The sequence below is a fragment of the Priestia sp. USM5 genome (assembly GCF_058323215.1).
In genome coordinates, this window is sequence record NZ_JBSGKN010000001.1 from 4089482 (window position 1) to 4101123 (window position 11642).

General features: G+C 37.9%; 12 protein-coding genes. 8 read left to right on the plus strand and 4 right to left on the minus strand.

Annotated elements, in window-relative coordinates:
• Positions 1 to 29: 29 nt before the first annotated feature.
• The 3 genes from ACWATA_RS21515 to ACWATA_RS21525 all read right to left on the minus strand — a co-directional run bounded on the left by ACWATA_RS21515 (position 30) and on the right by ACWATA_RS21525 (position 3285).
• Entirely contained in the window at positions 30 to 1532 is a 1503-nt protein-coding gene (locus tag ACWATA_RS21515) for a coproporphyrinogen III oxidase (protein ID WP_182029536.1), read from the minus strand.
• 344 nt (positions 1533 to 1876) lie between these two features.
• A complete protein-coding gene (locus ACWATA_RS21520; RefSeq protein ID WP_028412564.1) occupies positions 1877 to 2755 on the minus strand; it encodes a Cof-type HAD-IIB family hydrolase in 879 nt (292 codons plus the stop codon).
• A 179-nt stretch (positions 2756 to 2934) separates the two neighbouring features.
• Positions 2935 to 3285, minus strand: a complete 351-nt coding sequence (locus ACWATA_RS21525) for a YlbF/YmcA family competence regulator (RefSeq protein ID WP_013055299.1) — start codon at positions 3283 to 3285, stop codon at positions 2935 to 2937.
• Between the two features lie 187 nt (positions 3286 to 3472).
• On the opposite strand from ACWATA_RS21525, the gene ACWATA_RS21530 reads away from it, so the two are divergent.
• The 7 genes from ACWATA_RS21530 (at position 3473) to ACWATA_RS21560 (ending at position 10863) form a co-directional block, all read left to right on the plus strand.
• Positions 3473 to 4819: a YheC/YheD family endospore coat-associated protein gene (locus tag ACWATA_RS21530; RefSeq protein ID WP_033580651.1), complete on the plus strand. Its 1347-nt coding sequence runs from the start codon at positions 3473 to 3475 to the stop codon at positions 4817 to 4819.
• Positions 4816 to 5895: a YheC/YheD family endospore coat-associated protein gene (locus ACWATA_RS21535; RefSeq protein WP_049162846.1), complete on the plus strand. Its 1080-nt coding sequence runs from the start codon at positions 4816 to 4818 to the stop codon at positions 5893 to 5895. Before ACWATA_RS21530 ends, ACWATA_RS21535 begins: the two co-directional genes overlap by 4 nt.
• 4 nt (positions 5896 to 5899) lie before the next feature.
• Entirely contained in the window at positions 5900 to 7249 is a 1350-nt protein-coding gene (locus ACWATA_RS21540) for a YheC/YheD family endospore coat-associated protein (RefSeq protein ID WP_047751686.1), read from the plus strand.
• Positions 7246 to 8406 carry a YheC/YheD family endospore coat-associated protein gene (locus tag ACWATA_RS21545; RefSeq protein WP_165635914.1) on the plus strand — a complete coding sequence of 387 codons (1161 nt, stop codon included), beginning with the start codon at positions 7246 to 7248 and terminating at the stop codon, positions 8404 to 8406. Before ACWATA_RS21540 ends, ACWATA_RS21545 begins: the two co-directional genes overlap by 4 nt.
• 66 nt (positions 8407 to 8472) lie before the next feature.
• A complete protein-coding gene (locus ACWATA_RS21550) occupies positions 8473 to 8682 on the plus strand; it encodes a YheE family protein (RefSeq protein WP_028412569.1) in 210 nt (69 codons plus the stop codon).
• A 29-nt stretch (positions 8683 to 8711) separates the two neighbouring features.
• Positions 8712 to 9614 carry a PucR family transcriptional regulator gene (locus tag ACWATA_RS21555; RefSeq protein WP_033580652.1) on the plus strand — a complete coding sequence of 301 codons (903 nt, stop codon included), beginning with the start codon at positions 8712 to 8714 and terminating at the stop codon, positions 9612 to 9614.
• 139 nt (positions 9615 to 9753) lie between these two features.
• Positions 9754 to 10863, plus strand: a complete 1110-nt coding sequence (locus tag ACWATA_RS21560) for an ABC transporter ATP-binding protein (protein WP_025752961.1) — start codon at positions 9754 to 9756, stop codon at positions 10861 to 10863.
• Positions 10864 to 10886: 23 nt separating this feature from the next.
• Here ACWATA_RS21560 and ACWATA_RS21565 read toward each other — a convergent pair whose 3' ends face one another.
• On the minus strand, positions 10887 to 11129 hold the full coding sequence (locus ACWATA_RS21565) for a hypothetical protein (protein ID WP_473050168.1): 243 nt from the start codon (positions 11127 to 11129) through the stop codon (positions 10887 to 10889).
• 292 nt (positions 11130 to 11421) lie between these two features.
• Here ACWATA_RS21565 and ACWATA_RS21570 point away from each other — a divergent pair, with 292 nt between their 5' ends.
• The gene (locus tag ACWATA_RS21570; protein WP_013055290.1) at positions 11422 to 11640 is read left to right on the plus strand and encodes an alpha/beta-type small acid-soluble spore protein; all 219 of its coding nucleotides are present in this window, start codon (positions 11422 to 11424) and stop codon (positions 11638 to 11640) included.
• Positions 11641 to 11642: the final 2 nt, after the last annotated feature.

Here is an 11642-nt window from a genome sequence, read left to right on the forward strand (position 1 = left end):
ATAAAAAAGATCACTAAAAAGTGACCTTTTTATTTCCTAAACAATTCATCTAAAATCTTGAGTTTCTCTTGCGTATAGTGCTCGAATCCATCGTTGTACGATTTTGGGTCTTTTGGATTCGCAAACCTTGTAATAATGCCTGTTTCTGGATGCACGAACTTACTGGATGCCCCGCACCCAAGGCCAATAATCGTCTGCTTTTCTTCCATGATCATAATATTGTACAGGCTCTCTTGACCAGGGAATGAATATCCAACGTTCTCTAAATTACCTAAAATATTTTTTTGGCGATATAAATAATAAGGTTCATATCCTTGTTCTTGAGTCCACTCAGTCGCTAAATCCATCATTTTACCAATTTCATAGCGATCTGCTACTTTGTATTTCCGTTTATTTTGAGTCATTTCAGACGCGCGTTTAAACGATAGCGTATGAACAGTTAAAGATTCAGGAAGCAATTTTTTAGATTCGTCTAGCGTATGCTGAAATTCTTCTACACCTTCATTTGGAAGCCCAATAATTAAGTCCATGTTAATGTTATTCATCCCCATTTTTCGAGAAAGATGAAATTTATCAATCGTTTCTTCAACTGTATGATGACGTCCAATAGCTTTTAAGGTTTCTTGAATATAAGACTGCGGATTTACACTAATCCGGTCAATATTCCATTTGTTCAAAACAGCTAGCTTTTCTTCCGTAATCGTATCGGGTCTTCCTGCTTCTACCGTAATTTCACGGATATTTTGTACATCAGGGAACGATTCATACATCTCTTCATACAGCATGTCCATTTCTTCAGCCGTAATGCTCGTTGGTGTGCCTCCGCCATAATAGACGGTTGTAATCTTGACGTCATTGTCTTTTAACCATTTCCCTACTTCACGCATCTCATAATGCAAGCCGCCTAAAAATGACGTAACAGATCCTTGACGTCCGTTAATCGCATAGGCTGGGAATGTACAGTATGCACACTTCGTCGGACAAAACGGAATGCCTATATAAATGCTTACCTCGTTCTTTAACTCATGTAAATCGGGAATAGCTGCTAGTTGACGATCCACAATATGCTGCATTAAATTAATTTTGTCATCAGTGATTAAATATTCTTCCTTTAGCTCACGATGTGCTTGTTCTTTACTTTTGCCTGACTGCAGTTTCATATGAAGCAACTTCGTTGGACGTATACCGGTTAAAATACCCCATTTTTGAACAATGTTTGTATACTCCTGTAACACAGATAAGTAGACGCGAAGCACCACATTTTTTATTTGCTTAAATTTTTCTTTTTCTGTTTCATACGGCGTAAACGATTTAGAAAGCTCTTCTGTAAACACCTTGTCCGTTGCAGCATCATGCAGCACTGCTTTCGCATAAATTTCTTCATGAACTTTTAGCTCTACTTCAACCTTCAGCTGAGCTTCGTTATCATCCTCAAAGGAGACGTTGCTTTCTTCAAAAAACAAATCTGAAATTCGGTGAAGCGGACGTAAAAAACGCTCATCTTCTATACCTTTTATATAAATGTTCAATATAATCACCTTTCAAATCAATTCTATCTAAGTAATCAGTTTACAAAACCTACGTATGTCCGGTCAAGGTGCTCAGCTCAAGGGAATACGCGGACAGGAAACAAACGGAAAAAGAGATTGAGCCATAATTACATTAATTCAACCTACAGACGAACAAATGGGATAAATAAGCTCATATGAATTGCTTGTTACACTTCTGTTGATTTACGCAGGAGTCTTCGCCTTGCCCTTCAATCAACAGTTAGAAACAGCTACATACGTGAAGCTGACGTTTATCCTACCAATGAAAAAAATCCGAACGAGTTGGATTCTTCGTTCGGATTTCCCTTCAACTAACATACTTTTATTTATTTTAAACGAAAGCTGTCAATTTGATGAAGATAACCAAGACGCTGCTGCTTTCTAAATAATTCTTTCACCATATAGGCTACACCATTTTCATTATTAGAACGAGTAACCCAATCCGCAAGCATTTTTAATTCCGTTGGTGAATTGCCCATGGCCACACCCATTCCCGCGTGTTCAATCGTTTCTACATCATCATAGCAATTTCCAATGGCTACTACGTCTTCCATCGGTATCCCTAGACGATTTGCTACATAACGAACGCCGGCAGCTTTTGTGGCTCCTTTTGGCGTAATATAGCATCTATTTTCATTTGGATACGAAAACCATTCAATATCCGGAACTGCACTGGCAATTGTTTGCTCAGCGTATTCTTTTTCTCTACGATCTGCAAAATACACTTCTATTTTTGGAGTAGAAACAGGTTCATCACGAAGCGTATCCCCTAATGAATCTACGAACTGCACGGGATAAAAGAGCGGTTCTCCCGTTTTTAACACGCTTTTAGCTACAATATTATTAGGAAGCTTTACACGATTTCCAATTGAAAACCTTTCATGCAAAATGCGGACATGACAATTAAAATTTTCAAAAAGCTGAATGAGATTAAATGTTTTTTCCTCGCTAATTCTCTTATCTAGTATCGGTTTGTCTATCGATGTTCCGATAAAGGCACCGCTATGAGTAATGAGCATTGCTGGATGAACTTTAAGTGATCGAGCAATTTTTTTAGCAGACGGAAAATGCCTGTTTGTTACTAACGTAACGTAAACCCCTTTATTTTTCACAAATTGAATTGCGTCTTTCGTTTCTTTTGTAACGCGCCCTTGGCTATTTAAAATGGTTCCATCAATATTCAACGCTAGCAATCGATAAGCCATATGAGAACCCCTTCTTTCATAGATGTCTAATCCGTTAGGATACGGTTATAAATGACCTTTTCATGATAGTCGGCATGTGTAGCCTTGTTACTAAGCTTATGAGCAGAACTGCACAATTAGAAGGAATTTCCGCATAAAAAAAGAGGAAAAGATTTCTCTTTTCCTCTTTTCTCTATCTCTTATTCAGCCGCACCGTAAAGTTCTTCAAGTGGCTTCATGATAATTTTGTTTAATTCACCAATTACCATGCTCATACGTTGCTCAGCTTCCATTAGCTTCGCGATATTTTGATCTTGTTGAACGATTGCAACTGTTTGTTGAGCTTGCTGAACTTCTTCTTCAGTGATCTCTTGGCCCATCATTTGCTTTTGTTGCAGCTCCATTTGCATTGTACGGAAACGCTCAAATAATTGTTTTGAACCTTGATCAGCGTTTACTGCTGCATATAAGTTTTTTAAGTTTGTGTAATCGTCGCTTTGACGAATTGCTTTTTCTAAATCATTTGCTACATCATGTAAGTTTACAGACACGTTAAGTTCCTCCTAATTCAGTTCTATAATTTCTTGACTTCCCTAACTATAACAAATTATTATATAAAATTCAGCTTAAGACCTTTATTTTCTCAGAAAACGATAAATTCTCTTCACAGATTGGGCTAATTCCTCATAGTATATATCAGCATTCGCCTACTAAAGGAAAGAAAAAGAGGATTCGTTTATGAATACTTTTACCATTTCTCTAAAACCACTAGAGAACCATATGAGCGACGACATTTACATTAGTTCTGCTCTGTTCTCACGCGTGAAATGCAAGCACGAGTTTACGTTAACAGTAGGCTCCATCACGAAAGAAGTCAAAGCCACTGTTTTTCAGCATCGAGAATGCTGCTTCATGATGTCGGAAGCTCTATTTGCAGACTTTTGCTTTCCGTATGAAACGCATCAGCTGAGAGGCATTTACGAAGAGAACACGTTTAGGATGGGACCCGTGATTAGCATCGTAACAGAAGTTCGAGAAGATGAAGAACCCTTTGGCTCCATTTCTGTATTTTGTAAGGAATTTGTTCAAGCTTGCAAGGAGTTAGGGTGTTTTTGCTATGTGAGCAAATTGAGCGACGTGAAGTCATTGTCCCCTAAAGGATATGTTTATCGCGGTGATCGATGGGTTTATTCAGACGTTCCCTTTCCGGGAATCGTACACAACCGGATTCATGCCAGGAAAACCGAGCAAAGCGCTGATTTTCAAACCTTTAAAACATTTTTGAAAGAGCATGACGTTCCTTTCTTTAACGCACGCTACTTAAATAAATGGACGGTTTTTCAACAGCTTAAAGATGTTGTACACTTGCTTCCATATTTGCCAAAAACGTATCAGCTTCGTTCACGTCAAGATCTTCTTGACGCTTTGGAACTTCATGACGATGTTTTTCTGAAGCCTGTTCATGGTAGCCAAGGAAAAAATATTTTTAAAATTTCAAAGAAAGAGAAGTATATTTTAGACTATACAACGTTTACACAGACGTATGAAAAAGAATATGAATCTCTCTATGACTTATTTGAAACGCTTTATAGTCAATTAAAAAGGCAAGGATTTCTTATCCAAGAAGGAATTTCACTGCAGACATACAAACAGTGCCCTTTTGATTTCCGCATTCTCTGTCATAAAAAAGACGACTTGACGTGGAAAATCACGTCCATTGTCACACGTGTATCAAAACCCGGCAATTTCGTCTCAAATCTTGCTCGTGGAGGGGATATTCATCCTCCTCAGCAAGTTTTAACTCAGCTCTATGATTCAAAAACGACGCGCCATATCCTTTCACTTTTAAAAGAGATTGCGATTGAAATTTGCACACAGCTTTCTCACCCGTCTGAACTTTATGCAGAATTTGGTATTGATTTAGCGATTGATCAAGAAGGAAAGCCTTGGATTATTGAAGTAAATGTCAAACCTTCCAAACAATTAGATTCAAGCGCTTTCTCTGTTCGTCCCTCAACAAAAGCACTGCTTGATTATTGTCTGCATGCAACGAATTTTCAATTTGCCAAGGAGGATTTACGATGATTTCATTAGGCTTTTTAACGATTCACCCACAGCAAGAAGTGGAGTATGTGACCGAAATTGCTAAACATGCTTCTGAGTTTTCAATTGAAATATACCGTTTTACTCCTTTTAACATTCATCCTAACACCGAAAATATTGAAGGCTTCCGCTACGATTTACAACAAAAGAAATGGATAGAAGATTCCTTTTTACTTCCTTCGTTTATTTACGATCGCTGCTTTTATCGAAAAGACTCGCTGTCTAATAAGGCTCGCCCTATTGTAAACTGGCTTAAACAGCGGGAAGATGTTACATTTTTAGGCCATGGATTGCCCAATAAGCTAGATGTCTATGAAGCCATTAAAAAAGATAGCTATTTATCTTCATATATTCCTCCTACCACTCCAATCGAAAGTGTAGAGCAGCTTGTTCAGCTGCTTCGAACAAACGATAGCCTAATGATTAAGCCTGCCAACGGCTCACAAGGTAAAGGAATTGTGAAATTAAGACAGCGTGGACGTGAAATTGAAGCTTCTTATCAACAAAATGACATTGTAAACACCATTCTATTTTCCTCTTTTCAGGAGTTTAAGAACTGGTTTACGAAAACGGCCCGTGATGTATTGTATATTGCTCAGCCCCATATTTCATTTTTCCCTTATGAGCGCACTCCTTTTGATATAAGACTGCTATTACAAAAAGGAAACGATGGTGCTTGGAAAGAAATTGGAAGAGGAATTAGACAAGGTGAACGAGACTCCATCGTAACAAATGTAAGTTCAGGAGCCTCTATTGTACCTTTTGAGAACTTGCTGCCTCGCATCCCTCGCGTTCACCGTCAATATGTAATGGATGAAATCAACACCATTTGTAAAACGATTCCGTCCGTGCTGGAAAATCATTTTCCTTCTCTTTTTGAATTAGGTATTGATTTATGTATCTCGAGAGACTTCAGCATCTGGATTCTAGATTTAAATTCGAAACCAGGAAGAAAAATCGTAATGGAGACAGCTCCTGAACAAAAAGAAGTCATGTATAAAAATGTCCTGTCTTACTGCATCTATTTAGCTAACACACTATCGTATCGTAAGGAGTAATGCTATGAAAAAAACTCTTACTCGCCTTGTTGTAGTAGAGCAGCTAGGATGCGATCTTTCTGTTCCTGCATCTCTTTACAAAGACTCCTTGAAACAAGCAGCTTTTGGAACAATGACAGCTCCATGCCTTATACAATCTTCAGAATGTGAAGAAATTCAGATTTCAGCTGAGCTAATGACAAAACTGCAAATTCCTTTCGCTCATATGATGCACCCTATTATTGTGAATGAGACCATTCACTTAGGACCTTTAATTGGTGTGTTATCAGCTGGTTTTACTGGTTCTCTGCTGCGGCCAATTGGAAAGCGTTCCCTTCACTTAGCTAAACTTCTTTCTACTGCAAGTATAACAGGGGGACTTCCTTTTATTTTTGGAACTCATCATATCAACTGGGAAACCGGGACCATAAACGGCTATTTTTACGAGGAAAGCGGCTGGACACAGCATGAAGTCCCGCTTCCTAACGTTGTATATAACCGTTTGCCAAATCGAAAAACAGAGGGGTTAGCTCCTTTTAAGTTCATTAAAGAAAAGATGATGACTGATTACGGCATTCCATTTTTTAATCCTGATTTTTTCAACAAGTGGGAAATTCATGAGCTTTTAAAACTGAACGAGCAGACAGCCTATTTGTTACCTTACACGGTTGAAAGTCCTTCGTGTGAGCAAATAAAAAAACTTCTGCTTCTTCATCAAACCGTTTATTTAAAGCCGAAAAACGGAAGCTTAGGCCGCGGCATTTATACCCTATCTTTTAAGGATTCCATGTACACGCTGACTTACAAAGGAGAAAAAGGTCTTCATGTTCAAGAAAAAGAAACCTTGGAGGAACTATTATCAGAATTTGAATATTTACTTACTAATCCTTCATACATTGCTCAGCAAGGTATTTCATTAATCAAAAAAGAAAAGCGCTGTGTAGACTTTCGCGTGCATACGAATAAAGACGGGAATAACCAATGGGTGCTTACTGCTCTAGCTGCTAAAGTAGCCGGTCCCAACAGCATCACTACGCATCTTGATTACGGCGGAGAAATTGAAGCTACAGCCAAAATATTCACTAACCCTTCTTACAAAAAAGAAATTGAAAATAAGCTAAAAGATGCCGCTATCTCAATTAGTCATATACTTGAACAGGAGTTGAACGGATTAATTGGAGAGCTTGGATTCGATTTTGGAGTGGATTATCAAGGAAACGTGTGGCTGTTTGAAGCTAACTCTAAGCCCGGTCGCTCTATTTTTTCACACCCTGCCTTACGAAAAGCAGATCAACAAACTAGAAAACTTTCTCTAGAATATGCGATTTACTTATCTGGATACTATCTAAATACACCTGAAGGCATCAGCATATGATTACAATTTACTATCACAAAGAAAAGCAGCAGTGGTTTCATAATAATCCTTCAGCATCTTACACATGGGGAGTTCAAGAAATTGAACTTCCCTTTACTCAAAGCATTTCTTCTACTCAAGCTTTTCTTCGTTTAAAAGGAGAAAAAGCAGGTCCTATTGTGGGAGTTTTAACGAACAAAGCTGTTTTGGAAAAACTGAATGTAAAACAGCGTCCTTTATTAGAACTCTTACATCATACCCTGCAAGAGAAAGGCGGGCTTCTTGCTTTATTCGCTGAAGAAACAATGTCTCATCACTTCTTTGAAGGGTATTGCTTTGACGGGGCAAAAAAGCAGTGGATCAAAACAACTTTGCCGCTGCCAAACGTTATATATAATCGTTATCCAGGAAGAAAATCAGAAACCAAAAAGCTGAAATCTTTACACAAAAAAATAAAAAGCAGGCACATCCCCCTTTTTAATTCCGCTTTTTTTTCAAAATGGAAAGTGTATCAGTTATTTTCAAAACATCCACTATTATCTTCTCACCTTCCTAAAACCTATCGTTTAACACCAGAAATTGATATTGCTAAGCTTCTGCAAAAACACTCTTCTCTTTATTTTAAGCCTATTAACAGCAGTAAAGGCGCTGGAATTTTCCGATTATCTTCCGATAAGCATACGATTATTTATCAAGATCATAAGCGCAAAGAAGAATTTTCTTCTTTACAAGCAATTGACCTTCCCAGGTCTGCTTATCTCATTCAAGAAGCAATTGAGACGCAGCCATTCAAAGACCGGCGCTATGACTTACGTATTTTAGCGCATCACAAAGATAGCCGGTATGTTATTAGCGGCGTCGGTATTCGACATAGTCCCTATCACTCCATTACAACACATACGTTAAACGGCGGAAGCATTTCACCTTCTCAAGATCTTGAAGATGAAGTAGATACTTCCTTTCTTTCGTCTTTTGTAAATACGTGCGGGCAAGTCCTTCAAAAGTCCTTCCCTCTCATTGAAGAATTTTCTCTTGATATGGCAAAGTCAGTCCAAGGTCATTATTATCTGTTTGAAGTGAATGCAAAACCGATGATTTTTGATGAAACAGACATTCAAACGCAAGGTGCTAAACACATATGCAACATATTTTACAAATTAACAAAATTTTTAGATTAAATGATTTTTCATCTCCTTTTCTCATGGTAAGCTTATAATAACTACTTGAGAAAGGAGATTTTCTTTATGGTTGCACATTTTCAGGTTAAACCACTGTATCAAAATAATCGAATGCCGGGCTGGCACATCTCGTTTTATATGAATCGGGTTTATTACGAGGCTGATTATTTAAAAGATGGACAAATTGTATGGAAAACTGCGCTTTCTAATCAAATAGATGAAACACAATTAATTGATTATATTCATGAGCTTATGCTTTTTCACGTTTATGAATAGTAAGCTTTCACCGAAGGGAACGAGCACAGATGAAACAGCTGCACACACTATTTGGGGATAAAATGATTAAGGCTAAAATCCCTTCTCAATTTGAACGATACAAATGGTTTTCATGTGATGAAGGCTTCATTGGAATTGAACACACGGCTTTGTCTCAAAAAGAGCAGGCATTACTTTCTGCTTTTTTAACGCCTTATGATGAGGAAGTTTCTTTCCTGACGCCAGAACAATTGTATTGGTCAAACCTGTTATTTAAAGCACCTGAAAAAGTCATTCACTCTCATCATACGCACCATTCTTTTCGCTTTACCCAGTTTTTAATTAAACGTTTGTTTGAACAAAAAATAGAGTTTGAAAATGCGCTTCACGCCTTGTATTCTACCTCGATTACTGTGTTGTGGATTGATAAACAATCAGGTATCGTTATCGAAACCTTTGATGATCCTAATGACTTAACTGAAAATTTATCAGATTCTATCGAGGTGCTATGTCATGATTTTGAAACTTCAATTCAGTTCTTTGAAGGACAAATTCACTTTTTTCCGTCTTCACCGCGATTAATTTTTGAGCGTGAAAAGAAATGGTTTTATCAAATTAAGCATACAGTCGAACAAAACCATGTTATCCATTTTACCGACGTTTTACCCCATTTGGTTCTGCAAGAGTCTTCAGAGGCAATCCAAAATCATATGATACATTTACTTGACTTAGTAAAAGATGATGGAGATCTTTTAGAAACGATTAAAGTTTATTTAGAATGTAATTTAAACGTATCTCTTGCTGCTAAGAATTTGTACATGCATCGCAACAGCTTGCAGTATAGAATTGAGAAATTTATTGATCGCACACACCTTGATATCAAACACTTCACAGGAGCTGTGTCTGCTTACTTAGCTATTCTTGCGTTAAAAAATTCGCAGGATAAAAAATAAAATGAAAGGGTTTTCGTAAATAGTGCACGAAAACTCTTTCTTTTTTTTGTGCATGTTTGCCATTTACCGTTTCATTAAAAAAAATTACACTAGAGTTAAGAAAACGGTTTCACAGAGTACATACAAGGGGGAAATGGAAATGGCTGAATTACGTTTAGAACATATTTATAAAATGTATGATAAAGATGTGACGGCGGTAAAAGATTTTAACCTTCACATTCAAGATAAAGAATTTATTGTATTTGTTGGGCCTTCAGGCTGCGGGAAATCGACAACGCTTCGTATGGTTGCAGGGCTAGAGGAAATTTCCAAAGGTGATTTTTATATTGACAGCAAGCGTGTAAATGACGTTGCTCCAAAAGATCGCGATATTGCAATGGTATTCCAAAACTACGCATTGTATCCGCATATGAGCGTATATGACAACATGGCTTTCGGCTTAAAACTTCGTAAATTACCAAAAGATGAAATCGAACGCCGCGTAAAAGATGCCGCTCGTATTTTAGGACTTGAGCAATACTTAGAGCGCAAGCCAAAAGCATTATCCGGCGGACAGCGTCAGCGTGTAGCTCTAGGTCGTGCAATCGTTCGTGATGCTAAGGTCTTCTTAATGGACGAACCTTTATCAAACTTAGACGCGAAATTACGTGTGCAAATGCGTTCTGAAATTGCGAAGCTTCACCAGCGTTTGGGTACAACGACAATTTACGTAACACATGACCAAACCGAAGCAATGACAATGGCTTCTCGTCTGGTTGTTATGAAAGATGGGATTATCCAGCAGGTTGGTACACCAAAAGAAGTATATGAAAAACCTGAAAATGTATTTGTAGGCGGGTTTATTGGTTCTCCTGCTATGAACTTCTTAACCGGAACGTTAAAAGACGGAAAGGTTCAAGTAGGCGATTCTCTTCTTGCAGTTCCGGAAGGTAAAATGAAAATACTTCGCGAGCAAGGATATTTAAATAAACAAATTATTTTAGGCATCCGTCCTGAAGATTTCCATGATGAGCCTGTATTTATTGAATCTTCACCCGGCACAAAAGTTACCATTAAAGTCGATGTATCCGAGTTAATGGGAGCTGAAACCATGCTTTATTCTAAACTTGGCGGACAAGATTTTGTAGCACGCGTAGATTCAAGAACAGATATTAAACCGCTTCAGTCTCTAGACTTAGCATTAGATATGAACAAAGCGCATTTCTTTGATGCAGAATCCGAACAGCGCATCCGTGCTGAACACGAATAAAAAAGACCCTTAGGGGTCTTTTTTTATTCCTGTATTTGCTTCAATTCCTCACTGTGACAAGTAGAGCAGTAAAAGAGATGAATACATTGGTGATTTGCTAAATCACTAAGATACCCATTTTCTACTTTTAACTGATCGATTTCCATGTAAGCACTGTAATCATCAAAATAATCGCTGACTTTTCCCATATCCCCTAGCACTTCTCCACATGCTTTGCACATCATTTGTACATCACTAAACCCATTACATAAAGAACAAATCGACATCCGCACACCTCGCTTTACCTGATCAATATGTACCTATAATATGCACGGAATAAAACTCTCTTACTCTTTATCAAACTCCACACAAAATTTTCTATAAATTACCAATAAAATTCTATGTATATGTTTTTTTCCCTTTCGCCATAATACTAGTAACAACCGAGCACAACAGCTCGCAAACATTGAGTTACGCCGCGGTAGGCAAGCAGATCTAATCGATGCATCTGCTCGGCTGGTTCAACTCCAGCTAACTCAACCATTAAATCTATTTTATCTAACGAGGAGATGAATACACATGGCAAATTATCAAAACGCATCAAACAGAAATTCATCAAACAAGTTAGTAGCGCCTGGTGCTCAAGCTGCTATCGATCAAATGAAGTTCGAAATCGCTAGTGAGTTTGGTGTAAACTTAGGACCAGATGCAACAGCTCGTGCGAACGGATCTGTTGGTGGCGAAATCACAAAACGTTTAGTACAATTAGCTGAGCAAAACTTAGGCGGCAAGTACTAATA